Origin of the sequence: Streptomyces sp. NPDC093064, from assembly GCF_044754605.1 — a bacterium.
In the GTDB taxonomy this organism is placed as follows: domain Bacteria; phylum Actinomycetota; class Actinomycetes; order Streptomycetales; family Streptomycetaceae; genus Streptomyces.
Genome location: NZ_JBIVPK010000002.1, coordinates 51,075 through 69,535 on the forward strand (window position 1 = coordinate 51,075; position 18,461 = coordinate 69,535).

Sequence of the window (18,461 nt, forward strand, 5' to 3'; positions counted from 1 at the left end):
GAGCGCAGGACAAGCCCGGCGGGCGTGGGCGGTGCGACGGTGGACACCCTGAACGAGTCCGACGCCGCTGTTCATCCGCCGTCTGCCTGGGGAGTCACCGTGACCTGTTACGACCGACGCGATCTGGGCCTGCTGCTGCTCCGGCTGGGTACCGGCGGCGTGCTGGCCGCGCACGGCGCGCAGAAGCTGCTGGGCTGGTTCGGCGGGGGCGGGGTCGAGGGGACCGGCCGGTTCATGGAGTCCGTGGGCTACCGGCCGGGGAAGGCGAGCGCGATGGCGGCCGGGCTGTCGGAGGCCGGCGGCGGTCTGCTGCTGGCCATGGGCCTGGCGACCCCGGCGGCGGGTGCGGCGGCGGCCGGCGCGATGGCGGGGGCGGCAGCCGTGCACGCGCCCAGCGGCTTCTTCGCCCAGAGCGGCGGCTACGAGTACGCCGCCTCGCTGGGCCTGACCTCGGTGGGCCTGGTGATCGCGGGCCCCGGCCGGCTCTCCGTGGACCACGCCCTCGGACACACCGTCAACCGCGGCTGGATGGTCCCGGCGGCGTTCGCAACGGCGGCCGCGGCGACGTCCGTGGTCCTGGGCGCGCGGGTGCGGCGGCTGCGTAAGGAGAAGGAGGGGGAGCAGGAGGCGCTTTTCGGGGAGTAGGACGCGGCGGTCGTGGCGGGCCGCGGCGCGGGCGGGAACAGGTCCGACGGCCATGGCGGGCCGCCGCAAGGCCGGGAACAGGAGCCGGCGGTCGTGGCAGGCTGCGTTGCATGAGCGATCAGCACCCCGGCACCGCGCCGGCACCGCCCGAGGACATCTGGTCCACCGTCGACGACCTGTGGGCCTGGCTGGACGGTCACCGCCCCCTCGACGAGGGCCGGGAGGCGGCGGTACTGCCGCGGGTCCTGAAGCTGTCGGAGGAGGTCGGCGAGGTCGCCCAGGCCGTGATCGGCGCGACCGGCCGGAACCCGCGCAAGGGCACCACCCACACCTGGGACGACGTCGAGGCGGAGTTGTGCGACGTGGTGATCACCGCTCTGGTGGCCCTGCGCACCCTGACCCCTCAGACCCGGCAGGTCTTCACCCGGCACCTGGAGCGGGTCAAGCAACGGTCACTGGGGTCGGGCGGGGAGGCCTGACGGAAACGGCCGGGCGGTGAACCGAGGTCCGTGGGGCGCGGCCGTGCGGCCGTCCGCGAACCGCGTGGCCGGTTCCAGCCGGGCGCTTCCGACGGAACGATGCCGACCGGTCGCTTCCGACGGCAGGTGCCGACTGGTCGCTTCCGACGGGACGGTGCCGACCGGCCGGGCGTCGAGCGCCCCGCCCGTTCAGCCGTCGCCGGCCACGGCGGTCAGCGACACCGCCTTCGACCCAGCCCCAGCCTCAGCCCCTGCCTCCGCCTCCGCCTCCGCGATGACACGACTCCCCCGGTCGGACGCCGTGTCGAGCCGCACCAGTACCGCCGGGGTGGCGATGGCCGGCAGCACGTGCTCGAAGAGATCGGCCATCCGCCGCTCCAGATCGGCCCATCCGGCGACCGCCTGGGAGACGAACTGGACGCCGATCCAGGCCCCGAGGAAGAGGTGCGCGGTCGTCTCCGGCACGACGTGCGGCAGCACTTCGCCGCGCCTCTTGGCCTCCTCGATGAAGTCCGCGGTGCGCTGCGTCCAGGCGGGCCAGACGCTGCCGAAGACGTCACGGCCCTGGAGGTCGGCGGAGAGCCGCACACCGGCGAGGAGCAGGGGTTCCCCGGGGAGGCGGACGGCGAGCGTCATCCCCGCGTCCACCCATTCCTGGAGCTTGAGTTCGCGGGGCACGTGGTGCTCGATGCCGGCCTGCGCCGCGAGCACGCCCCGGGCCAGGGAGGCCTTCGAGTCGAAGTGGAAGTACATGGCGCCCTTGGTCACCTTCGCCCGGCTGAGGATCTCGGCGACGGTGGCCGCGGCGTAACCCCGTTCGGCGAAGACCGCGGCGGCCGCGTCGAGCACCGCGCGGCGGGTCCTGATGGCACGCTCCTGCTGAGCCACGGGACTCTCCCAGGGGTGAAACAGCCCGAATTTGACGTACTTTAGCGCAGGTTGGTCCTTGTCGGGCACGGTGAAGTCCTCCTCGACGACCCGGCCGATCCACCTCGCTCCGTGCCGAGCGGGATCCGTCGGATTCTCCGGAGCCATGAATTCCGCATTCCAGGAATTGGACTCCCTTTTTCCGGATCGGCGCGCACCGTGCGACACATTTCCGCTTCGTGATGCCGGCGGTCAACACCATGGGCGGCCGCCCACAAATTCCTATTCATCTCACGGACACCATGTCAAGCGACCGGACATTACCGGCACTTGGCCAGCTTGGCTGACGCTCCAAACGAAGCAGGAGCGTCGATTGTCCGTTATTTCCATTCACTGGACAGCCGTTCCCGGTGCCGGGTATAAACGCCGGTTCACGCAACAGCGAAATGGCATGTGCGAGAGGACGGAAATGACGACGGCACGTCATCGAGCTGCGTCGCATTCGAATCCGCCGACCGGCATTCCCCGCGCGCTGCCTGATCGCGAAGAGCACGCACTCGACAACCCCGAGGGAAGACCATGAGTTCCTCAAGATCCCGTTCCCGCCGCGCACGTGCCGACAGGCGCCGGGTCTGGCTGACCGTCGGTGCCACCGTGATCGGCGGCGCGGGTCTGGCCACGGCCGCCGTGGTCCTGACCCCCGATCACTCCTCGGGCACGGGCGCCGAGGAAGCCCGGCCGGCCAGGGCGGACACCATCGCGCTCGTCGGCTACGACAGCTCGAAGCGCGCCCTTCCCCGCACCGACACCAAGGCCTTCTCCCTGATCGGTGTCTCCTGGAAGGACCGCGCCAGGACCTTCGACGGCACCGCCCAGATACGTACCCGCGCCGCCGCCGACGGCGAGTGGACCGACTGGCGCGACCTCGACTTCGACACGGTCGGCCCCGAGACCGACGAAGGTCGCGCCCCGGGCACCCGCGGCGCCTCCGAACCCCTGTGGGTGGGCCCCTCCGACGCGGTCGAGGCACGGGTCATGGCCGATGGGAAGCAGACCACCGTCCCCGACGGACTGCGCCTCGACCTGATCGACCCCGGCACCACCCCGCAGGGCAAGGGCAAGGCGAACGGCCAGAACAAGGGGAACGGGCAGAGCCAGGGCAACGGCCAGAACAAGGGCAACGGCCAGGGCCAGGGCAACACCGGCAACGGTCAGGGCAACGGCAACGGCAACGGCAACGGCAACGGCAAGGGTGGCACGAAGCCAGGAGACTCCGCGGGCGAGACCGCGGCCCCCACCCAGCAGCCGTCCTCCCCCGACTCCTCCTCCGCGCCCGGCGACACCCCACCGGACACCGCCTCGTCCGCCACGCCCACCAGCGGAGCCGGCAACGGCGACGGCTCCTCGGACACGGCCCCCTCCCCCACCGCCGAGGCCACGACCGACGACGGCGGGAAAACAACCGAGCCGACCGGCTCCGCCGACCCCACCACCGAGTCACCCGCACCCACCTCGGACACCGGCTCGGACACACAGCCGACCGACGGCTCGGAGCCCACCGGCCCCGCGGACTCCGGCGACTCCCCGGCCCCCGGCGACAGCACCGGTCCGGAGCCGGCCGAATCGGCCCCGCAGCCCACGGGCGAAGCCTCCCAGCCGCCCGCCCCCTCGGCACCCGAGACGACGGCGCCGACCGGGCCGACCGAGCCCGCCACCCCCGCGATCATCGACCGCGCCACCTGGGGCGCCGACGAGTCCCTGGTCAAGGACCCGCCCGAGTACCTGGCCAAGGTGAAGGCCGTCTTCGTCCACCACACCGCGGGCACCAACGACTACAGCTGCGCGGACTCACCCGCCATCATGCGCGCGATCCTCGTCTACCACGTGCGCACCCAAGGCTGGAACGACGTCGGCTACAACTTCTTCGTCGACAAGTGCGGCACCGTCTTCGAGGGCCGCGCCGGGGGCGTCGGCCAACGGGTGCGCGGCGCCCACACCTACGGCTTCAACGGCGACTCCGCGGGCATCTCCCTGCTGGGCGACTACGAGAACGGCGGCACCCCGACCGCCGCCGCCAAGCAGGCCATCGCCGACCTCGGCGCCTGGAAGCTCGGTCTGGACGGCGTCGACCCGCAGGCCAAGGTCACCCTCACCGCGGCCGACAACACCGGCGTGTTCAAGACCGGCCAGAAGGCCGTCCTGAACACCGTCTCCGGCCACCGGGACGGCTACGCCACCCTCTGCCCCGGCAAGACCCTCTACTCCGCGCTGCCGGGCATCCGCACCGCCGCCGGACAGTCCCGCTACACCACGCGCTGACCCGCCCGGCCACGCCGCCGCCCCGTCCCCCATCGGCCGGGGCGGCGGCGCCGGTCGCCGTACGGGCGTCGCGTGACGTTCCGGCGATGGAATCCGCTTGCTAACCGGGGAGCCCTTCAAGGCCCCACAGCAAGCGAAGGGGTGGGATTCCATGGCCGAGGCCGACGAGAGCAACCCGGACGCGGAGGGGATGCACCTGCACGCGGCAACCCTGGTCGCCCGTCTCACGGGGCGCAGCCGGCTGCCTCTGGACTACTCCGTGGCGAGTCTGCGGCTCGTCGACTTCCTGATCGACGGCATGCGCAAGGGCGGTGCCTCACGCGAGCGCGTACGCGGGCCGCTGCTCGGCCTCGGGGCGTACGTGGGTGAGGTGTTGGTGCGCCACGCGGGTGCGACCTGGGTGGACTTCGACGCCGATCTGCGGGCCTACTTCGGCCAGCCGGTCGGCGTCCGCATGCAGGACGGGCGTCTGTGGAACCCGCTGGGCAAGGTCCTCAACCGCTTCGAGACGGGCGGAGCACGGGATTCCCTGCAGATCTTCTATCTGACCCTGCACGGCCGGCCGCGTCGGGCGACCGTGGCGGACGCCCAGGCCGGTGGTGTGCGCGCGGAGGACGTCCGACGCGTCGGAACGGTCCGCTGATCGTCACCTTGGGTGAGTTCTCGCTCTGCGACGGGAGCACGTTTGGGATTAACTGCAAGAGCGTGGTTCTTCCTCTCACCCCGTGGAGGCGGCCGATGCTTCTGACGTTGCACGAGCGTGAGCGCCTGATGATCTACACGGCGGCGAAGCTGGCCCTGGAGCGCAAGGTGCGGGGCCTGAAGCTGAATCTGCCGGAGGCCACCGCGGTGATCACGTCGTTCCTGCTGGAGGGTGCGCGCGACGGCCGTACGGTCACCGAACTCATGGAGTCCGGACGGGCGGTGCTCGGTCGCGACGACGTGATGGAGGGGGTGCCGGAGATGCTGGGGCAGGTGCAGGTCGAGGCGACCTTCCCCGACGGCACGAAGCTGATCACGGTGACGGGGCCGATCCCATGATGATGAAGAGCGGCGAGCATCCCAGCGACGACCCCGGCAGGCAGGACCAGCACGGCTCGGTGGTCCACCCCTCCAGCGGCGTCGGCAGCCCGAGCCCGCCCCGACGGGGCGGAACCGGGTCGCGGCAGGCGGCCCGGCGGCACTACACAGGGGAACAACCGGAGGCCGACGAGCCCCTGATCCCGGGCGAAGTGCTCTACGGCGACGAACCGGTCGTGATCAACGCCGGCAAGGAGGTCACCCGGCTGCGGGTGGAGAACACCGGCGACCGCCCCGTCCAGGTCGGTTCGCACTTCCATTTCGCGGAGGTCAACGCCGCGCTGGAGTTCGACCGCGAGGCCGCGTGGGGGCGCCGGCTCAACGTGCTCTCGGGCGGCTCGGTGCGTTTCGAGCCCGGTGCGATCGAGGAGGTGGAGCTGGTCCCGATCGGAGGCCGGCGGATCGTGGCCGGACTGCGGGGGCTGTGCGGAGGTGAACTCGATGGCTGAGATCAGCCGGCGGGAGTACGGCGCCTCGTTCGGCCCGACCACCGGGGACCGTGTCCGCCTGGCCGACACCAACCTGTTCATCGAGGTCGAGCGGGACCTCTGCGGCGGCGGTGACGAAGCCGTCTTCGGCGGCGGCAAGTCCATCCGGGAGTCCATGGGCCAGTCGCGGGCCACCCGCGGCGAGGGAACACCGGACCTGGTCATCACCGGCGCGCTGGTCCTGGACCACTGGGGCGTGGTCAAGGCCGACGTCGGCGTCCGGGACGGCCGGATCGTGGCGCTGGGCAAGGCGGGCAACCCCGACACCATGGACGGGGTCCACCCCGGCCTCGTCATCGGCCCCTCCACGGAGATCGCGGCCGGCAACGGGCTGATCCTGACGGCGGGCACGATCGACACCCATGTGCACTTCGTCGGCCCGGACATGTTCGAGGAAGCCCTCGCGGCGGGCACCACCACGTTCGTCGGCGGCGGCACGGGGCCCACCGAGGGGTCGAAGGCGACCCTGGCCACGCCGGGCGCCTGGTGGCTGCGGCGGATGCTGGAGGCCTGCGAGCCCTGGCCGCTCAACGTGCTGTTCCTGGCCCGCGGCAACACCGTGTCCCCCGAGGCGCTGTGGGAGCAACTGCGCGGCGGCGCAGGCGGGTTCAAGGTGCACGAGGACTGGGGCGCCACCCCTGCCGCGGTCGACGCCGCGCTGACCGTCGCGGACCAGGCCGGGGTGCAGGTCGCGATCCACAGCGACACCCTCAACGAGGCGGGCTTCGTAGAGGATCTGCTCGCCGCCGTGGGCGGGCGGACGTTCCACGCGTTCCACACCGAGGGCGCGGGCGGCGGCCACGCACCGGACATCATCCGGATCGCCGGCGAGCCGAACGTACTGCCCGCCTCGACCAACCCGACCCGCCCGTTCACCGTCAACACGGTGGCCGAGGCGCTGGACATGGTGATGGTGGCCCACCACCTCAACCCGCAGGTGCCCAACGACCTCGCGTTCGCCGAGAGCCGGGTGCGTCCCACGACCATCGCCGCGGAGGACGTGCTGCACGACCTCGGAGCGCTCTCGATCATGTCGTCGGACGCGCAGGCGATGGGCCGGGTCGCGGAGGTCGTGACGCGGACGTGGCAGACCGCCCACCGGATGAAGGAGCTGCGCGGCTCACTGCCCGGCGACAGCCGGGCCGACAACCAGCGGGCCCGCCGCTACGTCGCCAAGTACACGATCTGCCCGGCGGTGGCCCACGGCCTCGAACGCGAGATCGGTTCCGTCGAGCCCGGCAAGCTGGCGGATCTGGTGCTGTGGCAGCCCGCCCTGTTCGGGGTCCGGCCCACGGTCGTGTTCAAGGCCGGCATGGCCGCCAGCGCCGCCCTCGGCGACCCGAACGCGTCGATCCCCACCCCCCAGCCGGTGCTGAACCGGCTGGGCTACAACGTGGGCAACCCGGCCGCCGCCGCGAGCGGCGTCGCCTTCGTCGCGCCGGCGGCCGTCGAGGACGGGCTCGCCGACCGCCTGGGGCTGCGGCGGCGGCTCGTGGCCGTGGAGAACGTACGCGGCCGCGGCAAGCGGGACCTCCCGGAGAACACCGCCACTCCACGCATCGAGGTCGACTCCGACACGTACAGCGTGCGGGTCGACGGCGAGCTGATCGAGCACGAGCCCGCGGCCGAAGTGCCGATGGCACAGCGCTACTTCCTCTTCTGACCCCCGCCACCACCGCCCTCCGATGAACGCCCAGGAATCCCGGGAATCCCAAAACCGGCAGCCGCAGGCGACGCTGCCGGCGCTGCTGTTGCTCGCCGACGGACGCTTCCCCTCCGGCGGGCACGCCCATTCCGGCGGTCTGGAAGCGGCGGCGGCCCTGGACGGCGTGGACGACCTGGCCGCGCTGGAGGAGTTCCTGCGGGGACGCCTGGCGACGACCGGCGTGGTGACCGCCGCGTTCACGGCGGCGGCCTGTGCCTCCTTCGGCGGTACGGGCCGCCGGGCCACCGAGGTCGTGGAGGTGCTGGAGGTACTGGAGGTACTGGACCGCGAGTTCGCCGCCAGGACCCCGTCACCGGCGCTGCGGACCGCCTCGCGCCGCCTGGGGCGTCAACTGCTGCGGGCGGGCCGTACGATCTGGCCCCACCCCCGCCTGGACGAGCTGAGCGCCGCGCCCCGGCATGGCCTCCATCAGCCGGTGGCCCTGGGCGCGGTGGCCGCCGCGGCGGGCCTGGGTCCGGACGCCGCGGCGCTGGCCGCCGCCCACGACGCGGTACTCACCCCGGCGACGGCCGCCGTGCGGCTGCTCGGGCTCGACCCGTTCGCGGTCCACGCGACGGTCGCCCGGCTGGGACCACGGATCGCCGCGGTCGCCGCCGAGGCTGCGCGCCACGCGCACACGGCACCCGAGGCGCTGCCGTCCCGCGCGGGACCTCTCCTCGACATCCGTGCCGAACACCACGCCGCCTGGGAGGTGCGTCTCTTTGCGTCCTGACCCCACACCGCGACCCGCCCACTCTCACGATCACCCGCACTCCGGCGGGCAGGGGACGGGGGCCCTGCCCCGCCGCCCCGGCCGAGCACTGCGCATCGGCATCGGCGGCCCGGTCGGTTCCGGCAAGACCGCACTGGTCGCGGCGCTGTGCCGCACACTGGCCCCGGAGCTCTCCCTGGCCGTGGTCACCAACGACATCTACACCACCGAGGACGCCGACTTCCTGCTGCGCAACGGCGTACTGGCCGCCGAACGGGTCCGGGCGGTCGAGACCGGGGCGTGCCCGCACACGGCGATCCGGGACGACATCTCCGCCAACCTCGAAGCCGTGGAGGAGCTGGAGGCGACCCTGCCGCCGCTCGACCTCGTCCTCCTGGAGAGCGGCGGGGACAACCTCACCGCCACGTTCAGCCGCGGACTGGTCCACCACCAGATCTTCGTCATCGACGTCGCCGGCGGGGACAAGGTTCCCCGCAAGGGCGGCCCGGGTGTCACCTCGGCCGACCTGCTGGTCATCAACAAGACGGATCTGGCGCCGCAGGTCGGCGCGGACCTCGCCGTCATGGACCGCGACGCCCGCGCCAAGCGCGGTGATCTGCCCGTGCTGTTCACCTCCCTGGTCCGGGACCCCACCGCGGCCGACGTCGCAGCGTGGGTGCGGCAGTGCCTCGGCGTTCCCGCCCGGTGATGCGTGCCCACGCCCGCCTCGAGGTGACGGCGGACCGGGACCGGTCCGGCCGGGTCAGGACCCGGATCAGCCGGCTCCGCTCCGACGCGCCGCTGGTCCTGCGCCCCACCGCCGCCGTCGGGCCGACGGGCCGATGGAACCCGGACGGCGCCGCCCACGTGGCGCTGGCCGCCGCGGCCGCGGGCCCGATCGGCGGCGACCACCTGCGGCTGGACGTCGAGGTCGCGGCGGGCGCGGCGCTCGTCGTACGCAGCGTGGCGGCGAGCCTGGTGCTGCCGGGGCCGCACGGTCGTCCCTCACGCACCGAGACCCACCTGCGGGTCGCGCCCACCGGCACCCTGGTCTGGCTGCCCGAACCGGTCATCGCCGCCGGCCGCTGCGACCACCACGCCACGATGCGCATCGAGTTGGAGCCGGGCGCCCGCCTGCTCGCCCGCGAGGAACTGCTCCTGGGCCGCCACGGCGAAACCCCGGGCACGGTCCACCAGCGCCTACGGGTGACCCTCGCCGGCCGCCCCCTCCACGACCAGGAATTCGCCGTCGGCCCCGACATTCCGGGCTGGCACGGTCCGGCCGTGACCGGCGGCCGCCGGGCCCTGGGCACCCTGCTCGTCATCACCCCCGACAGCCCCGCCGACACCCGCCCGGCCAACCCAGCCCCCAGCGACGCCGACACGGCCGTCATGCGCCTCACCCCCACCGCTACCCTGCTCACCGCCCTGGCGGACGACGCCCTCACCCTGCGCCGGCACCTCGACCGGGGCATGACCGACCCGTCCACCGACTGCGCCACGCAGCGCGGCAGCGGGCTTCCCGAACCGGCCGAAACACACACGTGTCCAAAGACCGTGTGACGTCAGGCAATTGAGAAGCTGGACACTTCACGATCGGACCCTGCCCCGCCGGCGGCAGCAAGTCCCCGTCGAGCGTGAGGTGATGACGTGCCGCCCACCCGTTCCCACATCCGCCAAGTCGTCGGCACTTATCTGGACCGCCACCCCGAAGAACGGGACACCCTGTCCGGGCTGCCGGCCCTTCTGGACGGTCCCGCCGACCCGTGCAGCCGTACGACGCTGCCCGGCCACGTCACCTGTAGCGCGGTCGTCATCGACCGCGACCGGCGCGTGCTGCACATCGTGCACAGGGCAACCGGGCTGCTGCTCGCCCCGGGCGGGCACGTCGAGGCGGACGACCACACTCTCCTGGCCGCGGCGCTGCGGGAAGTGTGCGAGGAGACCGGGATCCGGCCCGAGGATCTCTGCCCGACGCCGCAGTTCCTCGACGGTCCGATCGACATCGACGTCCACGGCATCGACGCCAGTCCGGCCAAAGGCGAGCCGGCGCACGAGCACTACGACTTCCGCTTCGCGTTCCACCTCGCCGCCGACCGGCCGCCGGCGGTCACGTTGCAGGACGAGGAGGTTTCCGGGGCCGCATGGCGACCGTTCGCGGAGGTCGGCTCCCCCACGCTGCGGGCCAAGCTCCTGGCCGGCGGGCTCGACGGCCGGCCGGAACCGGTGAACGCCTCCGCCCTGATCCACGACGGTGCGGGCCGCTACCTCCTCCATCTGCGGGATCACCGTGACGGCATCTGGGAGCCGGGAGCGTTCGCGCTCCTCGGCGGCGGCCGCGAGCCGGGCGACTCCTCCCTGGAAGCCACCCTGCTGCGGGAACTCGCCGAGGAGGTCCCGGGCCTGCGACCCGCGGATCTGCTGCCGTACTCCGTGGAGGAGTCCACGAGCGTCGACGGACTCACGGTGCCCGGCCAGATCTACTCGGGCTGCTGGAGCGGCGATCCCGACACGGTGGACCTGCGCGAGGGCGTGCTCCTGCGGTGGTTCACCCCCGACATGCTGGACCGGCTGCGCCTGCACCCGGCCACCCGGGACCTGATCCGCCGGCACGCCGCGCAGCAAGCCCACGCGAGGGGCCCGGCGAGAAGCACGCGCCCGATGCGGGACGAGGCGCCGGACGGGACCGAACTCCACGTCGTCGGCGTCCACCTCTACCTGGAGGACGACCACGGCCGTCTCCTCCTCGGTCTGCGCCACCCCGACTCCTCGTACGCGGGGAACCTCTGGCACTTCCTGGCGGGGCACTGCGAGAGGGAGTCGGCGATCACCTGCCTGGTGAGGGAGGCGAAGGAGGAGGCCGGCCTGGTCATCGACCCCGCAGACGTGGAGTACGCGCACACGGTCCACCTGGTCGACTCACCCGGCGCGCGGCCACGCGTCCAACTGGTGTTCCGGGCCAGAGCGTGGTCCGGCACCCCGGCGGTCCTGGAGCCCGAACGGTGCGTGGAGTGGCGCTGGTGGCCACCGCACAGCCTTCCGGCGCAGGTCGTTCCCTACACCCGCACGGCCATCGAGAACATCCTCGCGGGCAACCCGTACTCGGAGATGGGCTGGGACGACCAGTGACTTCTTTCGCTCTCGGCACCTGGGATCGGGGAGACGAGTGAGCATCGTGCTGATGTCCGACCGGAGGGTGGCGGCGATCCCCGTCCGGGAGTGCGGCGAGGAACTCGTCGATGTCCGTGCCCACGCGATCGAGGTCGACGCCCGCAAGGTCGACGCGGCCGGAGCCTACGCCCACGTACGGCGCGGGGTTCTCACCCGGCTGCTGCACGCGCAGTCGTTGTTGCCCGCCGGGGTACGTCTGCTGTTCGTGGAGGGGTACCGGCCGCCGGCCCTGCAGAGGCGCTACTTCGAGGAGTACTCCGACGAGCTGTCGCGCGTACATCCCGACTGGGCGGCCGCCCGGATACGCGAGGCGGCCAGCCGTTACGTCTCGCCTCCGGAGATCGCGCCGCACTCCGCCGGAGCGGCCGTCGACGTGACGCTCGTCGACCACCAGGATCGCGAACTGGACCTGGGCACGCGGATGAACGCCAGTCCGGAGGAGTCCGATGGCGCCTGCTACACCGACGCCCCTGGCATCGGTGTCCCGGCCAGGACGAACCGGTCCGCCCTCGGAGCCGCGCTGTCCGCGGCCGGGCTGGTCAACTACCCGACCGAATGGTGGCACTGGTCGTACGGAGACCGGTACTGGGCGTTGCGGTCCCGGCGGTCCGTCGCCCCGTACGGGCCCGTCGAGCTGACGTAGCGCCACGGCCTGGTCACTTTGGCCACGTTCGAGGCATGGTTTTCGGCCAACGGGTGCTTGTGGGACGGCTGGTGAGGGAGTGGGGCTGTCTTGGTTGACTGTTGATCAATTACCTTGTGCCGTAAGCCAGTCACTGACCTTGAGGGAGCCCCATGTCCACCGCGCAGCAGGTGCCCGACATCCTCTCGCCCGAGTTCGCCGCTGACCCCTACCCGGCGTACCGTCTGATGCGCGACACCGCGCCCCTCATCTGGCACGAGGCCACGCAGAGTTACATCATCTCGCGCTACGAGGACGTCGAGCGCGTCTTCAAGGACAAGAACGGCGAGTTCACCACCGACAACTACGACTGGCAGATCGAGCCCGTGCACGGCAAGACGATCCTCCAGCTCAGCGGTCGTGAGCACGCCGTGCGCCGCGCCCTTGTCGCCCCCGCCTTCCGCGGCGCCGACCTCCAGGAGAAGTTCCTGCCCGTCATCGAGCGCAACTCGCGCGAACTGATCGACACCTTCCGGAACTCCGGCTCCGCCGACCTGGTCAACGACTACGCCACCCGTTTCCCGGTCAACGTGATCGCCGACATGCTGGGCCTCGACAAGGCCGACCACGCGCGCTTCCACCGTTGGTACACGACCGTCATCGCCTTCCTCGGCAACCTCTCGGGCGACCCCGAGGTGGCCGCGGCGGGTGATCGGACCCGTGTCGAGTTCGCCGAGTACATGCTGCCGATCATCCGCGAACGCCGCGAGAACCTGGGCGACGACCTGCTGTCCACGCTGTGCGCCGCCGAGGTCGACGGCGTGCGGATGAGCGACGAGGACATCAAGGCGTTCTGCAGCCTGCTGCTCGCCGCCGGCGGTGAGACCACCGACAAGGCGATCGCCAGCATCTTCGCGAACCTGCTGCTCCACCCCGACCAGCTCGCCGCCGTCCGCGCGGACCGCGACCTGATCCCGCGGGCCTTCGCCGAGACCCTGCGCTACACCCCGCCCGTCCACATGATCATGCGGCAGTCCGCGACCGAGGTGAAGCTCAGCGGCGGGACCATACCCGCGGGCGTCACCGTCACCTGCCTGATAGGCGCCGCCAACCGCGACGAGAGCCGCTACCGCGACCCGGACCGTTTCGACATCTTCCGCGACGACCTCACCACCACGACCGCCTTCTCCGCCGCCGCCGACCACCTCGCCTTCGCGCTCGGCCGGCACTTCTGCGTGGGCGCGCTGCTCGCCAAGGCGGAGGTCGAGATCGGCGTCAGCCAGCTGCTGGACGCCATGCCCGACATGCGCCTCGCCGACGGCTTCGACCCGGTGGAGGAAGGCGTCTTCACCCGTGGCCCGCAGCGCCTGCCGGTACGGTTCACGCCCGTGACCGCCTGACCGCCCGACCGGCACCACCGCCGAGGTGATGGGCCCCTTCCGGGGGCCCATGTGCCTGCCCGCGCTGCCGCTTCACCAGGCGCCCGTCCACTGCGCTGTCGGGCGCCCGCTCCACGGCACCAGCAGGCGCCCGCCTACTGCACCACCGGCGTGAACTGCACCGGCAGCGCGGTCAGCCCCCGCATCCAGATCGACGGGCGCCAGGCCAGCTCCTCGGGCTCCACCGACAGCACCAGGTCGGGCAGCCGCTCCAGCAGCGTCTCGACCGCCGTCCGCGCCATCACGTCCGCCAGCAGCGGTGCCGGATAGGGGCAGCGGTGCTCGCCGTTGCTGAACGACAGATGCGCGGCGTTCTCCGCGCCCACCTGCGAATCGGGCCAGATCTGCGGATCGGTGTTGGCCGCGGCCAGCCCCAGCACCAGGCAGTCGCCCGCCCGGATCTGCCGCCCGCCCAGCTGGGTGTCCCGTACGGCCCAGCGCCCGATGAAGTTCTGCGTCGGCGTGTCCAGCCACAGCGCCTCATTGAGCGCCTCGCCCACACTGAGCCGGCCGCCCGACACGTTCACGGCGAACCGCTCGTCCGTCAGCAGCAGCCGCAGCGTGTTGCAGATCCAGTTCGCCGTCGGCTGCTGCGCCGCGGCGATCACCGAGATCAGGTCCTGGACGATCTCCTCGTCCGTCAGCCCCGCCGGATGCAGCAACATGCGCGAGGTGACGTCCGGACCGGCGCTGACCCGCTTGTCCTTCACCAACTGCCGCAGCCGCTCGCCCACGCGCCCGTACGCCGCCACCGGGTCGTCGCCCTCCGCCGCGTCCAGCGAGATCCGCAGGTCGTCGACGAGCTGCCGGGTGTCCTCACCCGAAGTCGGCATCCCGCACATCTGCACCACGGCCCGCATCGGCAGGGCATGCGCGTAACCGGTCATCAGCTCCGCCTGGCCGCTGCCCGCGAAGTCGGCGATGAGCCGGTCGGCGATCAGCTGGCAGTTGCGGGCCAGCTCGAACTGGTCGACACCCTCCAGCGCCTCCGTGATCACCCCGGCCCGCCGCCGGTGCTCGTCGCCCTCGGTGAACAGCACCGACGGCTGGTATCCGACGTACGGCATCAGCGGCCAGTCCGCCGGGATGTTCTCCCACTGGTTCCAGCGCCGGGAGTCCCGCGCGAACAGCTCGTCGTGGCTGGTCACATAGGTCACCTCGGAGTAGCCGAGCACGAGCCAGGCCGGGATGTCCCCGTCGAGCAGCACCGGCGCGACCGCGCCGTGCTCGCGGCGCAGCGCGCGGTACAGCTGCGACGGCGTCTGCTGGTACTCGAGGCCCCCCAGGCGCACCGCGTCGGGGTGGTGGGCGGGGCAGCCCGGCGGAGCCGGTTGCGCGGAAGAGGGGTCGGTCACGGTGTCGCCTCCTGGGCCATGGCCAGTTCGTACAGGTGGTCCACGAGGGTGACCAGCACGTCCTTGCCGGACTGCCGGACCCGCGCGTCGCAGTCGAGCATCGGCACGTGCTCGGGCAGCGCGAGCGCCTGGCGGATCTCGTCAAGGGAGTACCGGTGGGTGTCGTCGTCGAACCGGTTGACGGCCACCACGAACGGCGTCTTGTGGTGCTCCAGCCGGTCGATCGCGTACCAGGAGTCGTTCATCCGGCGCGTGTCCACGAGCACCACGGCGCCCAGCGTTCCGGAGAACAGCCTGTCCCACAGGAACCAGAAGCGCTCCTGGCCCGGCGCGCCGAACAGGTACAGCACCATGCGCTCGTTGAGGCTGATCCGCCCGAAGTCGAACGCCACCGTCGTGGTCGTCTTCGTCGCGACCGCGCTGGTCTCGTCGACGCCGACGCCGGCCTGCGTCATCACCTCCTCGGTGTTCAGCGGCCGGATCTCGCTCACCGAGCGGACCAGGGTCGTCTTGCCGACGCCGAAACCGCCCACGATGACGATCTTCAGACCGGTCTCCGCCGCGTCGGCCAGTGGCGTGCGGTGGGAGGGCAGCTCAGAGGTTGCGGAGCCCATGGAGCACCTCCTTGAGAAGGGCGGAATCAGGGAGCGAGGCGACGGACTGCGCCGCGCGCGGGTGGCGGGCGGTGATCCGGCCCGTGTCGAGCAGGTCGCCGAGCAGGATCCGCACCACCGTGATCGGCAGCTTCAGCTCCGCGGCGATCTCGACCACGGCCGTGGGGTGTTGGCACAGCTCCAGGATCCGGGCGTGCTCCGACTGCATTCCCGCGGTGGGCCGGCACTCACTGACGATGAGAGTGACCAGGTCGAAGGACTCGTCGGCGCGGCTCCGGCCGGCCGTGACCGTGTAGAGCCGGTCGGGGTCACCGGTGTCCACGGGCTTGCGCATCACGACGCGGCACTCCCCGGAACGGGCTCTCGGGGCTCGGCGCGCAGGTGCTCGCCGATCTGCTCCACCAGCTCCGACATCTGGTGGCCCACCACGCCGGGGTCGGCGTCCTCCTCGGCGAGTACGGCCAGATGCGCTCCCTCGCCGGCCTCCACGATGAACAGCAGGCCGCCGTGGAACTCGGTCATGGACTGCCGGACGCCGCCGGTGCCGTCGCCGAACTCCATGGACGCGCCTTGGGCGAGGGCCTGGATGCCGGAGCAGATGGCGGCGAGCTGGTCGGCCTGGTCGAGCGTCAGGTGCTCGGTCCAGCAGAGCTTCAGGCCGTCGCGGGACAGGGCAAGAGCGTGCCGGGTGCCGGGGGTGCGCTCCAGGAGGCTCTGGAGGAGCCAGGTGAGGCTGTTGTCGGTGGTCTGCATGATGGGTGATGGGACGGTGGTGCCCGGTTGACCGGTCACCGGCCCGTTCCTCCAATCTCAGGAATTCGAGCGGGAAGTGGGCGCCGACGCCCCGGGCGCCGTACGGGAAGGGGGGCGGCTACGGGGCGGCCGGCGGCTCGGACCCGGGCCGGGCATCCGGTCCGGCGGAGCCGCCCGCGGATCGGCGCCCACGGTGGAAGGCACCGAACCGCGAACCGGCGTCGCGTGCCGGGCGCTGCTCCGGGCCGGCTCCGTCCGCCGTCTCGGATGCCGCTGCGGACGCCGCCCCGGATGCCGCGTCGGACGCCGACCGGCGCTGCTCGCGCTCCCGTTCCGCCTCGGCCATGGTGCGGCCGGGGGCGCGGACGGGCAGGCCGTGCAGCGTGGAGCCGGTGGCGCTTCGGGGCTGCCCCTGTTCGGGCAGCTCCGGCCGGGCGGCGGGCCGCTCCGGGACGCCGGGGCGCGAGGTGGCCTCGGGCGCCGGGGCCGGGGCGGGCGACACGGCCGGGGCGGGGCCGGGCGTGGGCGCGGTGCCCGCTGCGGGGCGGCCGGTTGCCTCACGCGACACCGACTCGCGCTGCTGGGCGAGCAGTTGCGGCGGCAGCAGGACGACGACGCCGGTGCCGCCGCGCGACGAGGGGCGGTAGTTGACGCTGATGCCGTACTTCCCCGCGAGCCGTCCGACCACGGCGAGGCCGAGCCGGGTGCCCTGGAGCGAGGCGAGGTCGGTCATGTGACCGGACACCGCCTCCTCGGCGCGGCGCATCGCCGCGTCGGCCATCTTCAGACCGCTGTCCTCGATGGTGACAACCATGCCGGCGCTGCGGTCCTCGACGTAGACGTGCACCTCGTCGATGGGCGGGGAGAAGTTCGCGGCGTTGTCCATCAGCTCGGCGAGCAGATGCATGACGCCCTCGGCGGCGAAGCCGGAGATCGCGGCGGTGGTGGAGCAGTGCAGGCGCACCCGCTGGTAGGCGGCGATACGGCCGACGGCGCCGCGCAGGATGCTCTCCATCACGATCGGCTTGTTCCAGGCGCGGCTGGACCGGCCGCCCATGAGCAGCGCCAGCCGGTCGGTCATCAGGCCGAGCTGGGAGGTGCTGTGGTCCAGCTTCAGCAGGTCGCCGAAGACCTCCTCGCCGTGCCGTTCCTGCATCTCCCGCAGGTCGGCGAGCATGCTGACGGACTTGGCCTGGACTCGGCTGAGCGCCTTGGCGGAGGCGGCCTGTGCCGCGGCGGCGCGCCGCTCGCTGTGGGCGAGTTCGCGGATGAACGACTCGGTCGGGGTGCGGACCATGAGCAGCTGCGGCAGGTCGAGTTCGGCGAGCACCGTGTCGGCGGACTGGCCTTCGCGCAGCCGGGCGACCGCGGCGGGCAGCGTCTCCTGCGCCAGCCGCTCCAGCGCCGCTGCCGCCTCGTTCAGCTCGTGCCGGGCCTGCCGGCGCTCGCCGTCCAGGGCGGCCGCGTGCTGGACGCCCTCCTCGACGGCGTCGGCGAAGGTGTGCACGATCCGGCCCAGCTGCGGGTCGGACGGCGGCGTCACGCCGCCCACCGCGTCGACCGCGCTCGTGCCGTCCCGCAGCCGCTTGGCCACGGCGGGCAGCGTCACGTTGACCAGGTGCGCGGTCTCCGCCGACAGCTGCGCCGACTGCGCCTTGAGACGACCGGTCTCGGAGGCCTGCACGGCCGCCGTGCGCCGGGCCCGGCGGATGAGCCGGTGGCTGACGAGGGCGACTGCGGCGACGCACACCCAGGCGACCGCCGCCACGGTCAGCGCCCAGGTGCGGGCGCCGGACGGCGCCAGGGCGACGGCCGCACCGCCGGCCGCGACGCTCACCACCAGCACGACCAGGGGCGCGGTCGACGAGGTGTGCGGCGCCTTCGCCGACCGGTGCTGACTGGGCGGTGCAGGCACTGACATTCCGCGGTCCCTCGGTCCATGAGATCAGAAGAAACGGGGCAGCCGACACTCGGCGGCCGCAGGCCGGAAAGGGGGTCGCCAAGAGGACGACGATCTTCCGACCGGGTACTGGCTCATGCTAGCCATCCTTCTGCGCGAGAAGATCTGACTAACTGCGCAGTCCGCCAACGACACAAGTTCGTCGTGAACCGACCGGCTGAACAACCAGCTGTGATAAGGAAGTTGACACCATCTCAACCCGGCTGACGCACAAGCACAGGCTGCCAAACGTGTTGACGAAGTGTCAAAATT

The 18,461-nt window shown here is 72.2% G+C and carries 19 protein-coding genes; 13 read left to right on the forward strand and 6 right to left on the reverse strand.

The features are described 5' to 3' along the window. Window positions 1–99: 99 nt before the first annotated feature. Both ACIQFZ_RS03120 and ACIQFZ_RS03125 read left to right on the forward strand, forming a co-directional pair. Complete coding sequence (locus ACIQFZ_RS03120; protein WP_402690482.1) at window positions 100–645, forward strand: DoxX family protein; 546 nt, start codon at window positions 100–102, stop codon at window positions 643–645. Window positions 646–755: 110 nt separating this feature from the next. After that, complete coding sequence (locus ACIQFZ_RS03125) at window positions 756–1,124, forward strand: MazG-like family protein (protein WP_383057509.1); 369 nt, start codon at window positions 756–758, stop codon at window positions 1,122–1,124. Window positions 1,125–1,313: 189 nt separating this feature from the next. Here the strand turns inward: ACIQFZ_RS03125 and ACIQFZ_RS03130 are convergent, their stop codons facing one another. Next, on the reverse strand, window positions 1,314–2,012 hold the full coding sequence (locus tag ACIQFZ_RS03130) for a ScbR family autoregulator-binding transcription factor (RefSeq protein ID WP_402690483.1): 699 nt from the start codon (window positions 2,010–2,012) through the stop codon (window positions 1,314–1,316). Between the two features lie 558 nt (window positions 2,013–2,570). Here ACIQFZ_RS03130 and ACIQFZ_RS03135 point away from each other — a divergent pair. The 11 genes from ACIQFZ_RS03135 (at window position 2,571) to ACIQFZ_RS03185 (ending at window position 13,488) form a co-directional block, all read left to right on the forward strand. Next, complete coding sequence (locus ACIQFZ_RS03135) at window positions 2,571–4,310, forward strand: N-acetylmuramoyl-L-alanine amidase (protein ID WP_402690484.1); 1,740 nt, start codon at window positions 2,571–2,573, stop codon at window positions 4,308–4,310. Between the two features lie 151 nt (window positions 4,311–4,461). Next, the gene (locus tag ACIQFZ_RS03140; RefSeq protein ID WP_383057512.1) at window positions 4,462–4,953 is read left to right on the forward strand and encodes a hypothetical protein; all 492 of its coding nucleotides are present in this window, start codon (window positions 4,462–4,464) and stop codon (window positions 4,951–4,953) included. 95 nt (window positions 4,954–5,048) lie between these two features. Next, window positions 5,049–5,351 (forward strand): urease subunit gamma, encoded by a 303-nt coding sequence (locus ACIQFZ_RS03145; RefSeq protein WP_402690485.1) that lies wholly within the window; start codon window positions 5,049–5,051, stop codon window positions 5,349–5,351. Then, the gene (locus tag ACIQFZ_RS03150; RefSeq protein WP_383057513.1) at window positions 5,348–5,839 is read left to right on the forward strand and encodes an urease subunit beta; all 492 of its coding nucleotides are present in this window, start codon (window positions 5,348–5,350) and stop codon (window positions 5,837–5,839) included. The genes ACIQFZ_RS03145 and ACIQFZ_RS03150 overlap by 4 nt, the downstream gene beginning before the upstream one ends. Then, window positions 5,832–7,541: an urease subunit alpha gene (locus ACIQFZ_RS03155; protein ID WP_365419630.1), complete on the forward strand. Its 1,710-nt coding sequence runs from the start codon at window positions 5,832–5,834 to the stop codon at window positions 7,539–7,541. Before ACIQFZ_RS03150 ends, ACIQFZ_RS03155 begins: the two co-directional genes overlap by 8 nt. 22 nt (window positions 7,542–7,563) lie before the next feature. Then, entirely contained in the window at window positions 7,564–8,316 is a 753-nt protein-coding gene (locus ACIQFZ_RS03160) for an urease accessory protein UreF (RefSeq protein ID WP_402690486.1), read from the forward strand. Beyond that, complete coding sequence (gene ureG / locus ACIQFZ_RS03165) at window positions 8,306–9,004, forward strand: urease accessory protein UreG (protein ID WP_376650928.1); 699 nt, start codon at window positions 8,306–8,308, stop codon at window positions 9,002–9,004. Before ACIQFZ_RS03160 ends, ureG begins: the two co-directional genes overlap by 11 nt. Further along, entirely contained in the window at window positions 9,004–9,858 is an 855-nt protein-coding gene (locus ACIQFZ_RS03170) for an urease accessory protein UreD (protein ID WP_402690487.1), read from the forward strand. The genes ureG and ACIQFZ_RS03170 overlap by 1 nt, the downstream gene beginning before the upstream one ends. 87 nt (window positions 9,859–9,945) lie before the next feature. Next, window positions 9,946–11,424 carry an NUDIX domain-containing protein gene (locus tag ACIQFZ_RS03175; protein WP_402690488.1) on the forward strand — a complete coding sequence of 493 codons (1,479 nt, stop codon included), beginning with the start codon at window positions 9,946–9,948 and terminating at the stop codon, window positions 11,422–11,424. A gap of 52 nt (window positions 11,425–11,476) precedes the next feature. Continuing rightward, complete coding sequence (locus tag ACIQFZ_RS03180) at window positions 11,477–12,109, forward strand: M15 family metallopeptidase (protein ID WP_402690612.1); 633 nt, start codon at window positions 11,477–11,479, stop codon at window positions 12,107–12,109. A gap of 152 nt (window positions 12,110–12,261) precedes the next feature. Then, on the forward strand, window positions 12,262–13,488 hold the full coding sequence (locus ACIQFZ_RS03185) for a cytochrome P450 (RefSeq protein WP_383057517.1): 1,227 nt from the start codon (window positions 12,262–12,264) through the stop codon (window positions 13,486–13,488). 134 nt (window positions 13,489–13,622) lie between these two features. Here ACIQFZ_RS03185 and ACIQFZ_RS03190 read toward each other — a convergent pair whose 3' ends face one another. The 5 genes from ACIQFZ_RS03190 to ACIQFZ_RS03210 form a co-directional block, all read right to left on the reverse strand. Further along, window positions 13,623–14,882: a cytochrome P450 gene (locus ACIQFZ_RS03190; protein WP_402690489.1), complete on the reverse strand. Its 1,260-nt coding sequence runs from the start codon at window positions 14,880–14,882 to the stop codon at window positions 13,623–13,625. Continuing rightward, entirely contained in the window at window positions 14,879–15,496 is a 618-nt protein-coding gene (locus ACIQFZ_RS03195) for an ATP/GTP-binding protein (RefSeq protein ID WP_365419613.1), read from the reverse strand. The genes ACIQFZ_RS03190 and ACIQFZ_RS03195 overlap by 4 nt, the downstream gene beginning before the upstream one ends. After that, entirely contained in the window at window positions 15,477–15,833 is a 357-nt protein-coding gene (locus ACIQFZ_RS03200; protein ID WP_361409083.1) for a DUF742 domain-containing protein, read from the reverse strand. Before ACIQFZ_RS03200 ends, ACIQFZ_RS03195 begins: the two co-directional genes overlap by 20 nt. After that, the gene (locus ACIQFZ_RS03205; protein WP_361409080.1) at window positions 15,830–16,249 is read right to left on the reverse strand and encodes a roadblock/LC7 domain-containing protein; all 420 of its coding nucleotides are present in this window, start codon (window positions 16,247–16,249) and stop codon (window positions 15,830–15,832) included. The genes ACIQFZ_RS03200 and ACIQFZ_RS03205 overlap by 4 nt, the downstream gene beginning before the upstream one ends. 118 nt (window positions 16,250–16,367) lie before the next feature. Further along, the gene (locus tag ACIQFZ_RS03210; RefSeq protein WP_402690490.1) at window positions 16,368–18,170 is read right to left on the reverse strand and encodes a sensor histidine kinase; all 1,803 of its coding nucleotides are present in this window, start codon (window positions 18,168–18,170) and stop codon (window positions 16,368–16,370) included. Window positions 18,171–18,461 lie beyond the last annotated feature (291 nt).

Coding starts and splice junctions, on each gene's coding strand:
- ACIQFZ_RS03125 (WP_383057509.1), top strand. CDS start 756: ATGAGCGATCAGCACCCCGGCACCGCGCCGGCACCGCCCGAGGACATC.
- ACIQFZ_RS03135 (WP_402690484.1), top strand. CDS start 2,571: ATGAGTTCCTCAAGATCCCGTTCCCGCCGCGCACGTGCCGACAGGCGC.
- ACIQFZ_RS03140 (WP_383057512.1), top strand. CDS start 4,462: ATGGCCGAGGCCGACGAGAGCAACCCGGACGCGGAGGGGATGCACCTG.
- ACIQFZ_RS03145 (WP_402690485.1), top strand. CDS start 5,049: ATGCTTCTGACGTTGCACGAGCGTGAGCGCCTGATGATCTACACGGCG.
- ACIQFZ_RS03150 (WP_383057513.1), top strand. CDS start 5,348: ATGATGATGAAGAGCGGCGAGCATCCCAGCGACGACCCCGGCAGGCAG.
- ACIQFZ_RS03155 (WP_365419630.1), top strand. CDS start 5,832: ATGGCTGAGATCAGCCGGCGGGAGTACGGCGCCTCGTTCGGCCCGACC.
- ACIQFZ_RS03160 (WP_402690486.1), top strand. CDS start 7,564: ATGAACGCCCAGGAATCCCGGGAATCCCAAAACCGGCAGCCGCAGGCG.
- ACIQFZ_RS03170 (WP_402690487.1), top strand. CDS start 9,004: ATGCGTGCCCACGCCCGCCTCGAGGTGACGGCGGACCGGGACCGGTCC.
- ACIQFZ_RS03180 (WP_402690612.1), top strand. CDS start 11,477: ATGTCCGACCGGAGGGTGGCGGCGATCCCCGTCCGGGAGTGCGGCGAG.
- ACIQFZ_RS03185 (WP_383057517.1), top strand. CDS start 12,262: ATGTCCACCGCGCAGCAGGTGCCCGACATCCTCTCGCCCGAGTTCGCC.
- ACIQFZ_RS03195 (WP_365419613.1), bottom strand. CDS start 15,496: ATGGGCTCCGCAACCTCTGAGCTGCCCTCCCACCGCACGCCACTGGCC.
- ACIQFZ_RS03205 (WP_361409080.1), bottom strand. CDS start 16,249: ATGCAGACCACCGACAACAGCCTCACCTGGCTCCTCCAGAGCCTCCTG.
- ACIQFZ_RS03210 (WP_402690490.1), bottom strand. CDS start 18,170: ATGTCAGTGCCTGCACCGCCCAGTCAGCACCGGTCGGCGAAGGCGCCG.